Annotated in this window: 17 protein-coding genes and 1 pseudogene; 6 read left to right on the plus strand and 12 right to left on the minus strand. The window is 60.4% G+C overall.

Going from position 1 to position 17,730, the window contains the following annotated elements; translation table 11 throughout:
* Positions 1–266 (plus strand): annotated as a pseudogene (locus K0F88_RS30315) (hypothetical protein); the annotation flags it as partial.
* Here the strand turns inward: K0F88_RS30315 and K0F88_RS30320 are convergent.
* Positions 247–3,312 (minus strand): efflux RND transporter permease subunit, encoded by a 3,066-nt coding sequence (locus tag K0F88_RS30320; RefSeq protein WP_219097634.1) that lies wholly within the window; start codon positions 3,310–3,312, stop codon positions 247–249. The pseudogene K0F88_RS30315 and the gene K0F88_RS30320 overlap by 20 nt on opposite strands.
* 6 nt (positions 3,313–3,318) lie before the next feature.
* Positions 3,319–4,419, minus strand: a complete 1,101-nt coding sequence (locus K0F88_RS30325; protein WP_219097635.1) for an efflux RND transporter periplasmic adaptor subunit — start codon at positions 4,417–4,419, stop codon at positions 3,319–3,321.
* A 93-nt stretch (positions 4,420–4,512) separates the two neighbouring features.
* On the opposite strand from K0F88_RS30325, the gene K0F88_RS30330 reads away from it, so the two are divergent.
* The gene (locus tag K0F88_RS30330; RefSeq protein ID WP_219097636.1) at positions 4,513–5,157 is read left to right on the plus strand and encodes a TetR/AcrR family transcriptional regulator; all 645 of its coding nucleotides are present in this window, start codon (positions 4,513–4,515) and stop codon (positions 5,155–5,157) included.
* A 105-nt stretch (positions 5,158–5,262) separates the two neighbouring features.
* On the opposite strand, the gene K0F88_RS30335 is transcribed toward K0F88_RS30330, so the two are convergent.
* The gene (locus tag K0F88_RS30335) at positions 5,263–6,045 is read right to left on the minus strand and encodes a class I SAM-dependent methyltransferase (RefSeq protein WP_010462878.1); all 783 of its coding nucleotides are present in this window, start codon (positions 6,043–6,045) and stop codon (positions 5,263–5,265) included.
* Positions 6,046–6,138: 93 nt separating this feature from the next.
* Here K0F88_RS30335 and K0F88_RS30340 point away from each other — a divergent pair, with 93 nt between their 5' ends.
* A complete protein-coding gene (locus tag K0F88_RS30340) occupies positions 6,139–6,759 on the plus strand; it encodes an energy transducer TonB (protein WP_094468897.1) in 621 nt (206 codons plus the stop codon).
* A 17-nt stretch (positions 6,760–6,776) separates the two neighbouring features.
* Here K0F88_RS30340 and K0F88_RS30345 read toward each other — a convergent pair whose 3' ends face one another.
* The 7 genes from K0F88_RS30345 to ppc all read right to left on the minus strand — a co-directional run bounded on the left by K0F88_RS30345 (position 6,777) and on the right by ppc (position 14,017).
* Positions 6,777–7,472 (minus strand): extensin family protein, encoded by a 696-nt coding sequence (locus tag K0F88_RS30345; protein WP_094468898.1) that lies wholly within the window; start codon positions 7,470–7,472, stop codon positions 6,777–6,779.
* Between the two features lie 2 nt (positions 7,473–7,474).
* Complete coding sequence (locus K0F88_RS30350; RefSeq protein ID WP_219097637.1) at positions 7,475–8,296, minus strand: isocitrate lyase/phosphoenolpyruvate mutase family protein; 822 nt, start codon at positions 8,294–8,296, stop codon at positions 7,475–7,477.
* Between the two features lie 32 nt (positions 8,297–8,328).
* Entirely contained in the window at positions 8,329–9,189 is an 861-nt protein-coding gene (locus tag K0F88_RS30355; RefSeq protein WP_219097638.1) for a DUF72 domain-containing protein, read from the minus strand.
* Positions 9,189–9,494 carry a hypothetical protein gene (locus tag K0F88_RS30360; RefSeq protein WP_219097639.1) on the minus strand — a complete coding sequence of 102 codons (306 nt, stop codon included), beginning with the start codon at positions 9,492–9,494 and terminating at the stop codon, positions 9,189–9,191. Before K0F88_RS30360 ends, K0F88_RS30355 begins: the two co-directional genes overlap by 1 nt.
* Before the next feature lie 188 nt (positions 9,495–9,682).
* Entirely contained in the window at positions 9,683–10,357 is a 675-nt protein-coding gene (tsaB, locus tag K0F88_RS30365) for a tRNA (adenosine(37)-N6)-threonylcarbamoyltransferase complex dimerization subunit type 1 TsaB (RefSeq protein WP_010462892.1), read from the minus strand.
* A 93-nt stretch (positions 10,358–10,450) separates the two neighbouring features.
* Complete coding sequence (gene adk / locus K0F88_RS30370) at positions 10,451–11,098, minus strand: adenylate kinase (RefSeq protein ID WP_219097640.1); 648 nt, start codon at positions 11,096–11,098, stop codon at positions 10,451–10,453.
* A 288-nt stretch (positions 11,099–11,386) separates the two neighbouring features.
* Entirely contained in the window at positions 11,387–14,017 is a 2,631-nt protein-coding gene (gene ppc / locus K0F88_RS30375) for a phosphoenolpyruvate carboxylase (RefSeq protein ID WP_219097641.1), read from the minus strand.
* A 214-nt stretch (positions 14,018–14,231) separates the two neighbouring features.
* Between ppc and K0F88_RS30380 the strand changes: the two genes are divergently transcribed.
* The 3 genes from K0F88_RS30380 to K0F88_RS30390 all read left to right on the plus strand — a co-directional run bounded on the left by K0F88_RS30380 (position 14,232) and on the right by K0F88_RS30390 (position 16,211).
* Positions 14,232–14,576, plus strand: a complete 345-nt coding sequence (locus tag K0F88_RS30380; protein WP_094468905.1) for a pilin assembly protein — start codon at positions 14,232–14,234, stop codon at positions 14,574–14,576.
* Positions 14,577–14,953: 377 nt separating this feature from the next.
* Positions 14,954–15,367 carry a DUF4398 domain-containing protein gene (locus K0F88_RS30385; RefSeq protein ID WP_094468906.1) on the plus strand — a complete coding sequence of 138 codons (414 nt, stop codon included), beginning with the start codon at positions 14,954–14,956 and terminating at the stop codon, positions 15,365–15,367.
* 55 nt (positions 15,368–15,422) lie between these two features.
* Entirely contained in the window at positions 15,423–16,211 is a 789-nt protein-coding gene (locus K0F88_RS30390) for an OmpA family protein (RefSeq protein WP_219097642.1), read from the plus strand.
* Between the two features lie 172 nt (positions 16,212–16,383).
* On the opposite strand, the gene K0F88_RS30395 is transcribed toward K0F88_RS30390, so the two are convergent.
* On the minus strand, positions 16,384–16,713 hold the full coding sequence (locus K0F88_RS30395; RefSeq protein ID WP_219097643.1) for a hypothetical protein: 330 nt from the start codon (positions 16,711–16,713) through the stop codon (positions 16,384–16,386).
* A complete protein-coding gene (locus K0F88_RS30400; RefSeq protein ID WP_219097644.1) occupies positions 16,710–17,624 on the minus strand; it encodes an alpha/beta hydrolase in 915 nt (304 codons plus the stop codon). Before K0F88_RS30400 ends, K0F88_RS30395 begins: the two co-directional genes overlap by 4 nt.
* Between the last annotated feature and the right edge of the window lie 106 nt (positions 17,625–17,730).

Below are 17,730 nucleotides of genomic sequence, written 5' to 3' on the forward strand. Positions count from 1 at the left end.
GGCGGCGTGAAACCTTAACTGGTGTCCAGAATTACTTGACCAGTTCAAGCCCGCTCCCACAGGGTTTTGTGTCGTACACGGTATTTGTATTCAGAAGATTAACTGTGGGAGCGAGCCTGCTCGCGAAAGCGGTCGTCCATTTGCGAAATGTATTGCCTGACACGACGCCATCGCGAGCAGGCTCCCTCCCACAATTTAGAGCGGTGAACGTCAGCAAGAAAGCGGGCGGCCCGAAGGCCGCCGAGATTACACCGACTCTTTCTTGATCCTGAACCACGCCGCATACAACGCCGGCAAAAACAGCAGCGTCAGCGCCGTCGCCACGATCAACCCGCCCATGATCGCTACCGCCATTGGCCCAAAGAATACGCTGCGGGACAACGGGATCATCGCCAGCACCGCCGCGAGCGCGGTCAGCACAATTGGTCGGAAGCGTCGCACCGTGGCTTCGATGATTGCTTGCCACGGTTTGAGCCCGGCGGCGATGTCCTGCTCGATCTGATCTACCAGAATTACCGAGTTACGCATGATCATCCCGGACAGTGCGATGGTCCCGAGCATCGCGACAAAACCGAACGGCTGACGAAACACCATCAAGAACAGCGTCACGCCAATCAAGCCCAGCGGTGCAGTCAGGAACACCATCACCGTGCGGGAGAAACTGCGCAGTTGCAGCATCAGCAAGGTCAGCACCACCACAATGAACAGCGGCACGCCGGCCTTCACCGAGTTCTGGCCACGGGCCGAGTCTTCCACCGTGCCACCGACATCCAGCAAGTAACCGTCCGGCAGTTCGGCGCGTATCGGGTCGAGGGTCGGCATGATTTGCTGCACCAGCGTCGCCGGTTGTTCCTTGCCGTAGATGTCAGCGCGGATCGTCACGTTCGGCAGGCGATTACGGTGCCAGATGATGCCTTCCTCGAAGCCATATTCCAGTGTCGCGATCTGCGACAGCGCCACGCTGCGGCCGTTGTCGGTCGGCACCGCCAGGCTCGGCAGCAACGACAGTTCGGTGCGCTCATGCAAGGTGCCGCGCAGCAGGATCTCGATCAACTCGTTGTCTTCGCGGTACTGGCTGACACTGGACCCGGTCAAAGAGCTTTGCAGGAACTTCGACAGGTTCGCCGTGCTCACGCCCAACGCCCGGGCGCGGTCCTGATCGACGTTCAGGTAAACCACCTTGCTCGGTTCTTCCCAGTCCAGGTGGACGTTCACCACGTGCGGATTCTCGCGAACCTTGGCCGCCACTTTGCGGGCTAATGCGCGGACTTCCTCGATGTGCTCACCGGTCACCCGGAACTGCACCGGATAGCCAACCGGCGGACCGTTTTCAAGGCGTGTGACCCGCGAGCGCAGGGCCGGGAATTGTTCGTTGAGGGTTTCGATCAGCCAGGTGCGCAGGATTTCACGCTCCTCGATGGTCTTGGCCAGGACAACAAACTGGGCGAAGCTCGCCGCCGGCAGTTGCTGATCCAGCGGCAGGTAGAACCGTGGCGAACCGGTGCCGACGTAGGCCACGTAGTTGTCGATGCCGGCGTGATCCTTCAGCAAGGCTTCAAGGCGTTTAACCTCGTCGGCAGTGTTGCTCAGGGAGGCGCCTTCCGCGAGTTTCAGATCGACCATCAACTCGAGTCGACCCGAGGCCGGGAAGAATTGTTGCGGCACAAAACGGAACAACACGATGGAGCCGATGAACAACACCACGGTCAGCACGATGACGGTTTTACGCCAGCGCACGCACCACTCCACCAAGCGTCTGACCCGCTGATAGAACGGCGTGCCATACGGGTCGGGCTGACCCGTGCCATGTTTGGCGGCATGAATCTTCGCCAGGTCAGGCAGGAGTTTTTCCCCCAGGTACGGCACAAACACCACCGCCGCAATCCATGAAGCCAGCAACGCGATGGTCACCACCTGGAAGATCGAACGGGTGTATTCGCCGGTGCCCGACTGCGCGGTGGCAATCGGCAGGAAACCCGCGGCGGTAATCAGGGTGCCAGTGAGCATCGGGAACGCGGTGCTGGTCCAGGCATAACTGGCGGCCTTGATGCGGTCGAAGCCCTGCTCCATTTTGATCGCCATCATTTCCACGGCGATGATCGCGTCGTCCACCAACAAGCCCAAGGCCAATACCAACGCGCCAAGGGAAATCTTGTGCAGGCCGATGCCGAGGTAATACATGCAGGCGAAGGTCATCGCCAACACCAGCGGGATCGCCAGGGCTACCACCATGCCGGTGCGCACGCCGAGGGAGAAAAAGCTCACCAGCAACACAATCGCCAGGGCTTCCACCAACACCTGGACGAACTCGCCGACGCCGGTTTTCACCGCTGCGGGCTGATCGGAAACCTTGCGCAGCTGCATGCCGGCCGGAAGGTTTTTCTGGATACGGTCAAACTCGACTTCCAGCGCCTTGCCCAACACCAGAATATCGCCGCCGTCCTTCATCGCCACGGCCAGACCGATGGCGCTCTCCGCCATGAAGCGCATGCGCGGCGCTGGCGGATCGTTGAAGCCGCGACGCACGTCGGCCACATCGGAGATGCGGAAGGTGCGATCACCGACGCGGATCGGGAAGTTCTTGATCTCATCGACTGTCTGAAAATTTCCCGAGACCCGTAGCTGCAATCGCTCGCTGGTGGTTTCAAAGAACCCGGCGGTGGATACCGCGTTCTGCTCTTCAAGCGCCTGCTGCACGGCGGCCAATGGCAACCCTAGCGTGGCAAGTTTGACGTTGGAGAGTTCGATCCAGATCTTCTCGTCCTGCAGCCCGAGCAGATCGACCTTGCCCACATCCTTGACCCGTTGCAGCTGGATCTGGATGCGGTCGGCGTAATCCTTGAGCACCGCGTAATCAAAACCGTCGCCGGTCAGCGCGTAGATATTGCCGAAGGTGGTGCCGAATTCATCGTTGAAAAACGGCCCCTGGATACCCGGTGGCAAGGTGTGCCGAATGTCACTGACCTTTTTGCGAACCTGATACCAGAGGTCCGGTATTTGCACCGAATGCAGGGAGTCCCGGGCAATGAACGTCACCTGGGATTCGCCGGGGCGCGAGAACGACACGATGCGTTCGTATTCGCCGGTTTCCATCAGTTTCTTTTCAATGCGTTCGGTGACCTGGCGCGAGACTTCCTGCGCCGTGGCACCCGGCCAGTTGGTGCGGATCACCATGGCCTTGAAGGTGAACGGCGGGTCTTCGCTTTGGCCGAGCTTGGTGTAGGAAAGCGCGCCGACGACGGCCAGCAAGAGCATCAGGAACAGTACGATCTGGCGATTACGCAGCGCCCATTCGGAAAGATTGAAACCCATCGGGGATTACTCCTTGTCCGCCAGATTGACCACGCGGTTGGAGCGATCCACCGGGCGCACTTGCTGCCCTTCAAGCAGGACATGAACGCCAGCGGCCACCACCCAGTCGCTGGCATTCAGGCCTTCGAGTACCGGAACGGTTTTTTCGCCGAAGGCACCGACCCGGACCGGGGTTTTCTTCAAGGTATTGTTGGCACTGACGACCCAAACGTAGGTCGCGCCGTTTTCCGCCGTCAGCGCCGACAACGGTACGGACAGCGGTATCACATCAGTTGTCTGGACGAATACCCGGGCGCTCTGGCCGAGTTCGGCCGGAACCTTGCCGCCGGTGAATGAAATCCGGGCAGCAAAGGTGCGGGACTTTGGATCGGCAGCCGGCGACAGCTCACGGATGCGCCCGGCAAAACGCTGATCGGGCTGAGTCCAGAGTTCGACCGAGACCGGCTGACCGACCTTGAAGCGGCCGAAGCTCTGCTCCGGCAAGCTGATCAACACTTCACGCTCGCCATCGGTGGCGAGGGTAAACACGGTTTGCCCGGCCGCCACCACTTGCCCGACTTCCACCGCGCGCTTGGCCACCACGCCATCCTGGGGCGCACGCAGCACCGCGTAGCTGGCCTGATTGGTCGAGACGTTGAATTCGGCTTTGATTTGCTTGAGGCGCGCTTCACCGGATCGGTAAAGGTTTTCGGCATTGTCGTACTGCGAACGGCTGACCATCTGACGGTCCATCAGGGTCTTGTAGCGATCACGCTCGGCACGCACCATGCTCAGATTGGCCTCGGCGGCGGCCACTTGCGCACGGGTGGCTTCCAATTGCAGGCGCACGTCCTGAGGATCGAGTTCGGCCAATGGTTGGTCGGCCTTGACCCGCTGCCCCTCTTCCACCAGTCGTCGGCTGACCTTGCCGCCGATGCGAAACGCCAGGTCCGGCTCATAGCGAGCCCGCACTTCACCCGGATAACTTTCCATTGCCTGAGCCGAAGGCTCTGGCTGCACCACCATGGCCGGGCGGACAGTGGCTTTCGGCGCCTCTTCGTGGCCACACGCAGACAATAAAAACGCCAGACTGACTGGCAACGCGAGGGGCAAGGCATAGCGGAACATGGTGAAGGACCTTTCGCTAATGGTGCTTGGAATAATTATACTGGCGAGTATGTTATTAATAGCAAACTCACCAGTCCAGTATTAAAGCGAAGAATGTCGAACAATCTTTCAGCACCCAACGGCCCGGGCCGCCCCAAGGATCTGGCCAAGCGCCAGGCCATCCTTGATGCGGCGAAAATTCTGTTTCTGAGTAAGGGTTACGCCAGCACCAGCATGGATGCCGTGGCGGCTGAAGCCGGTGTGTCGAAGCTGACGGTCTACAGCCATTTCAACGACAAGGAGACGCTGTTCTCCGCTGCAGTGATGGCCAAGTGCGAAGAGCAGTTGCCCACACTGTTTTTCGAGTTGCCGGACGGCATTTCGGTGGAATCGGTGCTGCTGAACATCGCACGCGGCTTTCACCAACTGATCAACAGCGACGAATCGGTGAACCTGCATCGGCTGATGATGGCCCTGGGCAGCCAGGACCCGAAACTCTCACTGATCTTCTTCGAGGCAGGGCCGCAGCGCATGTTGCATGGCATGGAGCGGTTGCTGACCAAGGTTGATCAGAGCGGCGCGTTGAGCATCGATAAACCGCGCAATGCCGCCGAGCATTTCTTCTGCCTGCTCAAGGGCGCGGGGAATTTCCGCTTGCTGTATGGCTGCGGCGAACCGGTGACGGGCGATGCGGCCGAGGAGCATGTGCGGGAAGTGGTGGGGTTGTTTATGCGGGCTTACAGGCCTGAGACAGCCTGATAGGTTTTGATTGTCTGGTCTGGCGCCCGCGGGCAAGCCTCGCTCCTACAGGATCTCCGTTGACCCTGTGGGAGCGAGCTTGCTCGCGATGGGAGCGACTCGGTCTCAGGGTTTCAGTGCTTTCTTCGGATAAATATCATACCGACTGGATTTCCCGTCCAGCGCATGACTCGGCTTGGGCCCCGCAATACACGGCGCCTTGCGCGGGCGCTTGACCACCACCCGATGGCTGGCCAGTGCCAATGCGGCTTCGAGCAGTGCCGGCGCATCGGGATCATCGCCGACCAACGGCCGGAACAGTCGCATTTCCTTCTTCACCAACGCCGTTTTCTCACGGTGCGGAAACATCGGGTCGAGGTAGATCACTTGCGGTGGCTCGCCTTCCCAGTTGCGCATGACCTCGATTGAGTTGCCCTTGAGCAACTTCATCCGCGCCACGATCGGTGCCACGTCAAAATCCTCCGCGCCACGGGCCAGTCCATCCTCGAGCAACGCGCCAATCAGCGGCTGACGCTCGATCAGGCTCATCTCGCAGCCCAGGCTCGCCAGCACGAACGCGTCCTTGCCCAGCCCCGCCGTGGCATCCAGCACACGCGGACGCACGCCCTGGGCGATGCCAACCGCCTTGGCGATCATCTGCCCCGTGCCACCGCCGAACAACCGCCGATGCGCCGCGCCACCTTCAACAAAGTCCACCCGCACCGGCCCCGGTGCGTCAGGCCCGAGTTGTTGAAGCTGCAAACCCTGTTCGCCCACCTGCAAGGCAAACTCACCGTCATCCACGTGCAAAGGCAAGCCCAGGCGCTCGGCCCACTGCTCGGCTTGTGGCTGAAACGCCGGGGCTGAGGCCTCGACATGGATGCGGCAGGCCGCAGGTTGCTCAATCATGGGAAAACACGCTCAAAAAATTAATGATCGGCAAAAACGGCCGATAACAAAACTAACGAGCATTTTGCCAGAGCTGAGCGTCGACCGAGAAAAATGTCAGGCATTCAATCCACATCCGTAGGCTACATATCGCGTCATGGCGATTATGGCCTGCGAAATTCCCAGGCACTGAGCGGCGTCAGTCACCTGTGGCAGGATTTTTTTGCCCAGGCCCTGGCCGAACAGTCGACCGATGTGGTGCCGGCGTGTGGCACGTTTCCTCCGGTTGATCTCGAAAGCCCGGTGGAGCCGACCGTCGGCAGCGAACTGCTGGCGCACATCGTCAGCCAGCGCGAATGCGATGTGAAAGAAACCGAAGTCAAACCACCCGAGCCGCTGTTCCTGCCGATTGCCGAGTTCGAAATGGACCTGGCCGACAAGCCTTTCCCGCCTTTCCCGGCTGAAGAAATCGTCGCCCAGCAGAAGCAGCAAGACTTCGAAAGTGGCTGGGTGCGTCCAATCGTGCTCACCGCCGGCCAGCCTGTGCCAGAAGCCGGCCCGGCGCCACAACCGCGTCCACTGCACTTGCCGATCGCCGAATTCGAAATGGACCTGCTGGACAAACCGTTCCCGCCGTTCTCCCCTGAAGAATTGGTCGAGCAACAAAAACACTTCGATTTCGATACCGGCTGGGCTCGCCCGATCGTCCTGCAAAACCTGCGCATCGCCGCCTGACCTTCAACAAAAAGCCCTCAGCGACACACCCACCACGGCCCGACATCGACATGAAAGTGATTGCGATGGGCGGCATTGTAGTCCGGGCTCAACACCACACTAAACAAGCCACAGGCGCCATCGCGGACCTGACGTAGAAACCGTGCGTCCTGATTATCCTTGGGCCAGTCCTTGAGCACGCTGATGGAGCGACCATCCGCCAGACGGAAACCGGCGATGTCCAGCGCATCGGCACTGGCGTGCTGGCTTCGTCTGCCGCTTTCGCGACCGTAGACATTGCGGCAGGCGAAACTGCCGAGATGATCGACCCGGCTGACGGGCTGCCCATACACCGCTTGCGCGGCGGGTTGCAGGGCGTGGTGTTCGAACAGGGCAAACGACACCGCCAAACGGCAACTGGCGAGAAAGCTGCTACTCAGCGCGACATCGCCGCCTTGGACTCGCAAGGTGTTGATCAATGGGCACGTCGCGCCGGGGCTGTCGGCCTGACGCACAACGCGTAAACCGGAGCTGCTCAAGGCCTGATCACACAATTGCGGATCATCGCGCAGGCGCATCAGCTTGTAGCGCGTCAGAAAGTTCGGCTCGGCCTTCACGTCCAGCGGCGCCCAAGGGTTCCACTGGGGTGGCAGCGAGATCCAGCCGCGCCAGACGCTCACGCCCGCCGCACCGATCATCAACAACATCAACAACAGCCACCACCGAAACCGCATCGTCAGCCTTTGAACAATTGATTGGCCTTGGCGTATGGCATGGACCGTGACGTGAACCCGAAGGTGCCCGACGTCTTGATCTCTTCGGCCGCGCGGAAAAACTCGCCGTAGGCCGCCAGGGCCAGGGCCGAACCGACGCTGATGCGTTTGACGCCCATCTCGCTCAACTGCTCGACCGTCAATTTGAGCCCGCCGGACATCAACACGTTGACCGGTTTCGGCGCCACGGCGCGGACCACCGCCAACACGTCTTCAGCGCTGCGCAGACCCGGCGCGTACAACACGTCGGCGCCCGCTTCGGCGAACGCCTGCAAACGGCGAATGGTATCGGCCAGGTCAGGATTGCCGTGCAGAAAATTCTCGGCACGGGCTGTCAGCATAAAAGGGAAAGGCAGGCTGCGAGCCGCTGCGACGGCGGCTTCAATGCGCGCCACGGCATGTTCGAAACAGTAGATCGGCGCGTCTTCTCGACCGGTGGCATCTTCGATCGAGCCCCCGACCGCGCCCGCCGCTGCGGCCTGCAAAATACTCTGTGCACATTCAGCCGGGTCGTCCGCGAAACCGTTTTCCAGGTCCACCGCCACCGGCAGCTCGGTTGCCGCGACAATCGCCCGCACGTTCGCCAGCGTATCGTCCAGCGTCAACCCGCCATCGGGGCGCGCATTGGAAAAGGCATAACCGGCGCTGGTGGTCGCCAGCGCCTCGAAACCCAGGCTGGCGAGCATCTTCGCCGAGCCGGCGTCCCACGGATTGGGAATGACAAAAGCGCCCTCGCGTTCGTGCAGTGCTTTGAACGCCTGGGCTCGAAGGGTTTGCGCATCCATTGGCAGGCTCCTGAAAGGGGGACGAATCCGCCTCAGAGCAGGCCAAGTTGCTCGGCGGCGGGCTCTCTGTATAGCTCAGGCAACGGCGGCAAGCCAGGCAAACGCACCATCAGTTTTGCGTGAAAACGTTGCGCCAGTTTGGCCGCCAGCAAGTTATCGGCAGTGTGCAGGAAGATGTAGGGCGTGCGGCCCTCTTCGATCCACACGGCGATTTTCTCCACCCACGGTTCCAGGAACGGATCGTTTGCCTCAAGCTGAGGATGGCCGATGAAACGCACCTGCGGAAACCGGGTAAACGCTGCCGGACGCGGCGGCACCCTGGGCTTTTTCGATTGGGCGTGGAGTACCGAAGGATCAGTCGACGTGCAGCTGAACAGCGCTCGCGGATCAAGGCAGATGCGTTCTACGCCCCTATCCAGCAGCAGCCGATTGAGCCTTCGTTCGCTATCGCCTTTGGCAAAGAACTCGTCATGCCGCACTTCAACGGCCAGCGGTCGCTCAAGCGCATCGATGAAGCCGGCAAGTTCCGGCAATCGGTGCGGCGTGAAGCTTTTCGACAGCTGCAGCCACAAGGGCGAAACCCGTTCACCGAGAGGGCTGAGCAATTGCAAGAAGGTGTCGGCGGCGGTCAGTTGCTCGCGCAGGTCACCGCCGTGGCTGATGTCGCCGGGGAACTTGGCGGTGAAGCGAAAGTGTTCGGGCATGGTCTCCGCCCATCGCTGCACGGTGCTGGCAGCCGGGCTCGCGTAGAAGGTCGTATTGCCTTCTACGGCGTTGAATACTTGGGAATAGAGATTCAGAAATTCAGCGGGTTTGGCGTCCGGCGGATACAAATAATCACGCCAGGCGTTTTCACTCCAGGACGGGCAGCCGAGGTAGTAAGGCAGCCGCATCAGATGTACAGGTCGAGGCCCATTACATCCGTATCCCAATCGACAAAACCGGCGGTGCTCAGGTAGCTGGCAAGTGCCGTGGCGACGCTTTTGCTCATGGCGCGGTGGTAGATCATGTCTTGCTGACGGGCCGGGAGATTGCTCAGGCGTTGCGCGGAAGCCTTGGCGGCACGGGCGGCCATTTGCTCTTCGGACGGAATTTCCAGTTCGCCGTCGATATCGACGTAGTCGTCATCCGCCACAGGGCCTTTGCGAGGCTTGCGCTTGATGGGGTAGGACTGGGAGGAAACGCCGTCTATACGCATGAGTACATGTCCGGTATCAGTAATGGCAGTTTAGTGGCACCTATTCCACTTCGCAAACCGCCGAGTGATAACTAGAACACAGAAATACGAAAAGGTTTAAAAACGGAACGCATAAATCGATGATTGGCTGCGCCTGGATGGCTGATTGTGGCGAGGGGGCAAGCCCCCTCGCCACAAAAGCGGTGGGATCAACGCGCTTTCGGCGTCGCCACTTTGTCGCGCAGATAAACCGGCTGAGCCTCATCCGCCACAATCGCCTCACCACGCGCCCAGGCAAACCGCGCCAGCGTCAGCAGGTCTTCGGCGTGTGGCAGCATGCCTGCGTCCTGCCCGCTCAGATTGACGGCGATGCGCTCGGCATACCCCCAACCCGTGCCGGCGCCGAACCATTCACCACTGGCATCAGCCGGCAATGCGGCCACTTCCGGCGCCAACACCGCTTCATTGCCGACCAGGCGCATCTCCCCCGCCGTTTCGCGGTAGCAACCCCAATACACCTCATCCATGCGCGCATCGATGGCGGCCGCGACCTGGCTGACGCCGTGTTCGCGATAAGCCCGTTGCGCCAGTACCGCCAGGTTGGAGACCGGCAACACCGGGCGATCCAGCGCAAACGCCAAGCCCTGCACCACACCGATGGCGATCCGCACGCCAGTGAATGCGCCCGGCCCACGACCGAAGGCGATGGCATCGACCGCTTGCAGGGTGGTCCCGGCGTCGGCGAGCAACTGCTGGATCATCGGCAATAGTTTCTGCGCATGCAGGCGCGGGATCACCTCGTAATGGCTCGTGACCTTGCCGTCATGCAGCAAGGCAACGGAGCAAGCTTCAGTCGCGGTGTCCAGGGCCAGCAAGGTGCTCATCGATGTTTCCGTAAGAGAGGTCAGAAAAAGTGCGCCAGTATAAACAACTACGGCCCGCAAGCGGGCCGTAGAAGATGAAGCGGATCAGTCTTTTCAGTTCAGCGCTTCAAGCACCTTGCCGGTGATCGCTTCAACCGAGCCAATGCCTTCGACGTGGCTGTACTTCGGTTTGCCTTGAGCGACGGACAGCTCCTGGTAAAACTTCACCAGAGGCTCGGTCTGGGCGTGGTAGACCGACAGACGATGACGCACGGTTTCTTCGGTGTCGTCTTTGCGCTGTACCAGCTCTTCACCGGTGATGTCGTCTTTACCGGCAATTTTCGGCGGGTTGTAGACGATGTGGTACACGCGGCCGCTGGCCTCGTGAACACGACGGCCAGCGATACGCTGGACGATGTCTTCGTCTTTAACGTCGATTTCCAGCACGTGGTCCAGCTCAACGCCGGCTTTCACCAGGGCTTCAGCCTGGGGAATGGTGCGCGGGAAACCGTCGAACAGGAAACCGTTGGCGCAATCGGCCTGGCTGATGCGTTCCTTGACCAGATTGATGATCAGGTCATCGGAAACCAGGCCACCGCTGTCCATGACGCTCTTGGCGATCAGGCCCAGCTCGGTGCCGGCCTTGACCGCGGCACGCAGCATGTCGCCGGTGGAGATTTGCGGGATGCCGAACTTTTCGGTGATGAACTGAGCCTGAGTACCTTTACCGGCCCCGGGAGCTCCCAGCAGAATGACGCGCATCGATGTGCTCCTCAATTTTTTATATAGATAACAACGGATTCGCCTCGTGGGGCCAATCTCAAAAACAGGGTCGTGGCCGCCCAAACGGCCAAAGGCTGCTCAAGATACACAGCAGGCCCGGACCACACAAGCCGCCGAAAGTCGGAGAAACCCGCGCCTTGCGTGACCTTGCGACGGGGTACCCCAAGTCGCAACCCCATCATTAACTGTCGCCTGGCAGACCTTTTCAGCCTCTCGCCCACCGGCACCCGAAGCTCGCGCCGGGCGCCTTCCCCCACGACGAAAACCTTAGCCGGTATTTCGCAAACCGGCAGCAATCCCCGCCACAGACACCAGCAGCGCCTGTTCTACCGGGCTGCCCTGCGCCACTTCCTGTTGCCGCGAACGGGCCAACAGTTCGGCCTGCAATAGATGAAGCGGGTCGAGATAGGTGTTGCGCAAGCGGATGAATTCAAGGGTGTCAGGGCTATGTGCCAGTAGCTGAGACTGACCGGTCAGTCCAAGGACCACGGCGCACGCCTGCGACAATAGGTCGCGTAAGTGCGCGCCCAAAGGAAGCAAATCCGGCTCGACCAGACGCTCATCGTAGGATCGGGCAATGTCGGCGTCCGCTTTGGCCAGGACCATTTCCAACATATCGATGCGTGTGCGGAAGAACGGCCACTGTTCGCGCATCTGCCCCAACAGCTCGCCTTCACCGCGTTCCAGCGCCTTGCTCAGCGCCGCTTCCCAGCCGAGCCAGGCCGGCAACATCAGGCGCGTCTGGGTCCAGCCGAAGATCCATGGAATGGCGCGCAGGCTTTCAATCCCGCCAGCGCGGCGCTTGGCCGGGCGGCTGCCCAACGGCAAACGGCCCAATTCCTGTTCCGGGGTGGACTGGCGGAAATACTCGACGAACTGCGGATTTTCCCGCACCACGGCGCGGTAAGCCTTGACCCCGTCGGCGGCCAATTCGTCCATCAGATGGCGCCAGGCCGGTTCCGGTGGAGGGGGCGGCAGCAAGGTCGCTTCCAGCACCGCCGCCAGGTACAGATTGAGGTTTTGCTCGGCGATGTCCGGCAGGCCGAATTTGAAACGAATCATTTCCCCCTGTTCGGTGGTGCGGAAACGTCCCGCTACAGAACCGGGCGGCTGCGACAGAATCGCCGCGTGCGCCGGGCCGCCGCCACGCCCCACGGTACCGCCGCGACCGTGGAACAGCAGCAGTTCCACTTGCTGTTCGCGGCAGATATCGACCAAACGCTCCTGCGCCCGGTACTGCGCCCAAGCCGCGGCGGTGGTGCCAGCGTCCTTGGCCGAGTCGGAATAGCCGATCATCACTTCCTGCGGACCTTGCAGGCGCGAGCGATAGTCCGGCAGCAGCAACAGCTTTTCAATCACCGGACCGGCGTTATCGAGGTCGGCGAGGGTTTCGAACAACGGCACCACGCGCATCGGCCGCAACACGCCGGACTCTTTGAGCAGCAGTTGCACGGCGAGCACGTCGGAAGCGGCGCCGGCCATGGAGATCACATAAGAGCCGAGCGAGGCCCCCGGGGCAGCGGCAATTTCCCGGCACGTCGCCAGCACTTCGGCGGTGTCGGCCGACGGCTTGAAGTACGCCGGCAGCAACGGCCGACGGTTGTTCTGCTCACGCACCAGGAAGGCGATGCGCTCTTCCTCGCTCCAGTCTTCGTAGCGACCCAGCCCCAGGTAATCGGTGATTTCTGTCATGGCCGCGGTATGCCGCGACGAGTCCTGGCGCACATCAAGCCTCACCAGAAACAGCCCAAAGGTCACCGCCCGACGCAGGCAATCGAGCAACGGACCGTCGGCGATCACGCCCATGCCACACTCGTGTAAGGAGTGGTAACACAACTCCAGCGGATCCAGCAGGTCGCGGTTGTTGTGCAACACATCGGCCGGTGCCGGGGTGGTGGCCGTCAAAGAGGCATGTGCCCAGTTACGCGTTGCCCGCAGACGTTCACGCAACTGTTTAAGCACCGCGCGATAAGGTTCGGCGCTGTCCCCGGCCTTGGCTTTCAACGCATCGCTGGCCTGTTGCATCGACAGTTCAGCGGCGAGGTGATCGACGTCGCGCACGTACAAATCAGCGGCCATCCAGCGCGCCAGCAGCAACACTTCACGGGTCACGGCAGCCGTCACGTTCGGGTTGCCGTCACGGTCGCCGCCCATCCACGAGGCAAAGCGAATCGGCGCGCCTTCCAGCGGTAGATGCAAGCCGGTGGCGGCGTGCAGGGCTTTATCGGCCTTGCGCATGTAATTCGGAATCGCCTGCCACAGCGAATGCTCGATCACCGCAAAGCCCCATTTGGCTTCGTCGACTGGCGTCGGGCGGGTGCGGCGAATTTCTTCGGTGTGCCAGGCTTCGGCGATCAGGCGCTGCAACTTCGCCTGAATCAGCTCGCGTTCGGCTGTCGTCAGGTCGCGATGGTCCTGGGCGGCCAGTTGCGCGGCGATGGCGTCGTATTTCTGGATCAGCGTGCGGCGCGCCACTTCGGTCGGGTGCGCGGTCAGGACCAGTTCGATTTCCAGCCGTCCCAGTTGCCGGGCCAGGGATTCGGCGCTATGGCCTTCGGCGCGCAGGCGCGCGAGCAGTTCCGGCAACACCCGTGCCTCGAACGGCGCCGGTTGCGATTCTTCGCGGCGGTGAATCAGCTGATACTGCTCGGCGATATTGGCCAGGTTGAGAAACTGGTTGAACGCCCGCGCTACCGGCAGCAACTCTTCTTCGCTCAATTGGTTGAGGCTGGCGCTCAGCTCGGCATCCATCGAACCGCGACGGTCAGCCTTGGCGCCCTTGCGGATCTGCTCGATCTTGTCGAGAAAGCCGTCCCCGTACTGTTCACGAATGGTGTTGCCCAACAGCTCACCCAACAGGTGAACGTCCTCGCGCAAGCGTGCATCAATATCGGTCATCAGCAGTTCTCCAGCGAAAATCCGGGTGTCTATGAATGCCATGCTCTGACCACAGAGAGTGCCGCTCTAAAGCGCTTCTTACAAGCAGACGACGAAGGGACGGTAAACCTTATGGGTTCGAGCTAGTCTGAAGAGTAAGCCGTACAACGGCTTGCCGCCGACCGCTGGCGGACACTCACACGCCTGCCACGAGCAGGAGCGAAATGAGGTTTTTATGAAAATCCGCGAACTTGCCCAGCATTGGGAAGAAAACGCCAAGGGTCGCCTGACCGACACCGGTTACAGGATTCATCTGGACATGGAAGCGGCCGCACGACTGGCGGCCATTACCGAAATGTACCCCAAGCGCCAACCCGAAGAACTGCTTGGCGAACTGATCGGCGCCGCGCTGGAAGAGCTCGAAAAGAGCTTTCCCTACGTGAAAGGATCGACCGTGGTGGCCACCGATGAAGAAGGTGATCCGCTGTACGAAGACGTCGGCCCGACCCCGCGTTTTCTCGCGTTGTCCCGTCGTCACTTGCACGATTTGTCATCGGGTGATGACAAGCAGAAACACTGATTCCCCACTGAACCCTGTGGGAGCGGGCTTGCTCGCGAAGAGGCCGTATCAGTTGATAAAAATGTTGACTGACACACCGCCTTCGCGAGCAAGCCCGCTCCCACATTTAGCCTGCATATCCCTTCGATAATTGCGTGTTCCCGAGCCTTGAAAAGGTCGGGCATACCGCTGCACATCGCCAAAGTTCCCGATTTAGAGCCTTGTCCGTTCGGTCAAAGTATTTTCAGGCGATAGGCCATCTTCTCTGAACTTTTGAAAAACCCCTCGGGTCACAGCCATTAACCACGCCTGGGACGGCCGTTTCAAAACACCCCGGAAATTGACGGTTACGGCTCCTTGCCCAGCATGGATTTTTAAGTTTTTCAGGAGTTATACCAATGGAGTTGAAGACCATGAAGATCAGCACTGCCAAGACCTCTTTCAATCACCTGCGCGGTTTGAAACTGGCTGCCCTGGCAATCGGCAGCAGCTTCGTACTGGCCGGTTGTGCGGGCAATCCGCCAACCGAGCAATTCGCCGTGACCCAATCCGCTGTGAATGGTGCCGTCAGCGCCGGCGGCACCGAGTTCGCCGCCGTGGAAATGAAGTCCGCGCAGGACAAGCTCAAACAAGCCGAAATCGCCATGCACGACAAAAAGTATGCCGAGGCTAAAGTGCTGGCCGAACAGGCTGAGTGGGACGCTCGCGTAGCCGAACGCAAAGCTCAGGCGATGAAAGCCGAACAGGCTGTGAAGGACTCTCAGAAAGGGGTTCAGGAACTGCGTCAGGAAAGCCAGCGCACCGTGCAGTAAGCGCGCATCCAGACCCCAGACCTGAAGCTCTTATCGATAGAAAGGACGAATTATTATGCGTACACAATTGATGATCCCCGCTCTCCTGGCCGCAAGCGTTGCACTGGCTGCCTGCTCCACCCCGCCTAACGCGAACCTGGAACAGGCCCGCACCAACTACAGCGGCCTGCAAGCCAACCCGCAAGCCAGCAAAGTGGCGGCACTGGAAACCAAAGACGCCAGCGATTACCTGGACAAGGCCGACAAGGCTTACCTGGACAAGAAAGATCAGAACGAGGTCGATCAACTGGCCTATCTGACCAATCAGCGTGTTGAAGTGGCGAAGCAGACCATCGCCCTGCGCACCGCTGAAGCCAATCTGAAAAACGCTGCCGCGCAACGTGCCCAGGCGCGCCTCGATGCTCGCGATCAGCAGATCAAGCAGTTGCAGGACAGCCTCAACGCCAAGCAGACCGATCGCGGTACGCTGGTGACCTTCGGTGACGTGCTGTTCGCCACCGACCGTGCTGACCTGAAATCCAGTGGTCTGGTGAACATCAACAAACTGGCGCAGTTCCTTCAGGAAAACCCGGACCGCAAGGTGATCGTCGAAGGCTACACCGACAGCACCGGTACGGCTTCGCATAACCAGTCGCTGTCCGAGCGTCGCGCCGGTTCCGTGCGCATGGCGCTGGTGAAGATGGGCGTTGATCCAGCGCGCATCGTTGCGCAGGGTTATGGCAAGGAATACCCGGTTGCGGAAAACACCAGCACCTCGGGTCGTGCGATGAACCGTCGTGTGGAAGTGACCATTTCCAACGACAACCAGCCGGTGATCCCGCGTTCGGCGATCAGCTCGAACTAAGCATCACCCGCTGAAACACAAAAGCCCCGCCTGAGTCGATCAGGCGGGGCTTTTTTGTTGTTCACTCAATCCTGTGGGAGCTGGCTTGCCCGCGATAGCGGTTTGTCTGACATATTTATACTGATTGTGCCGCCGCCATCGCGGGCAAGCCCGCTCCCACAATAAATAGTGTTCACTGCTCCAGCTTCTGCGGGGTTTCTTCGCCCATGCAGCGCACGGCTTTTTTCTTGTTGTTGACCAAGACGCCCGTCAGGCCTTTCTGTTCGGTGTCGAACATCACCAGCACGCCATCGATGCACTGGGCCACTTGCGAGGCAGGCTCCAGGGAAACTTTGTAGTCCTCTCCCGGCACGGTCTTGATCATGGTGAAGTCGCTGAGCAGCAGCGCATCTTCGGGTTTGGCGAAGTGCAGGTAGCCGTGGTACCACAGGGCACCCACCGTGCCGAGGATGCTGCAGATACCGGTGATGATCAGCGGGATGGCGTTACGTTCTTCACTCATTGCGGACTCTCTGAGGGTTCATCTTCTGAATTCGGGGGTGCCGGGTAATTGGGGATTTCACCCAACCGACGCAGGCCGTTGAAATGCTGCGGGTCATCGAGATAACGCAGCATGACCTTGCGCCAGACCGGGTCGGCGAACGTCTGCACATGACCACCACGGGTCAATTGCAGCACGCGCGGCGGCGGCGCAGCTTGATACAGACGGATGCCGTTGGAAAGGGGCACGATCGGATCGTCGATGCTGTGGTAGATCAGTTTCGGCACGCCGTTGAGCTGCGCCATGGAATTGATCGCGCTGTCGCCGTCCGGCACCAGCCACGAGAGCGGCACCTGGAACGCCCAGGTCAGCCAGGAATTGCTCAGGGCAAACTGTCCGATGCTGCGATAACTGGCGGGCACGCCGTCGAGGACGAAAGCCTTGAGTTGTTTCTGGCGTTCGGGGTGCTGAACCAGGTAATGCACGGCCATTGAACCGCCGAGGCTCTGGCCGAGCAGGATCAGTGGTTTACCTCTGACTTCCGGCGCCTGATCGAGCCACTTGAACGCGGCGTCGATGTCCTGATAGATCGCGGGCAAACTCGGTTCGCCTTCGGACAAACCGTAACCGCGATAATCGATCAGCAGCACTTGATAACCTTCTTCCGGCAACCACCAACTGCCGCCCAGATGCATCGGCAGATTGCCGCCGTTGCCGTGCAAGTGCAGCACGGTGCCCTTGACCTCGACACCTTTTTTCGCCGGCAGCCACCAGGCGTTCAGCCTGAGGCCATCGGCGGTGGTCAGAGTCACTTCGCGGTATTCGAGTTTGGCTTTTCCCGGGGTGAACAGCTGGCCGGGTTCGGGGTAGAACAGCAGGGAGCTGCAACCGCTCAGGGTCAGGAGAAGGCAAAGGATGCCGAGGATTCTCATCCGTTGAAACCTCGCAAAAAATAGGTTGGAACAGGGTCTGGTGGTGAAACAGTAAACCTGTGGGAGCGGGCTTGCCCGCGATAGCGGTGTGTCAGGCGACATCAAT

Origin of the sequence: Pseudomonas sp. UMAB-40 (assembly GCF_900095275.1) — a bacterium.
Classification (GTDB): domain Bacteria; phylum Pseudomonadota; class Gammaproteobacteria; order Pseudomonadales; family Pseudomonadaceae; genus Aquipseudomonas; species Aquipseudomonas mandelii_B.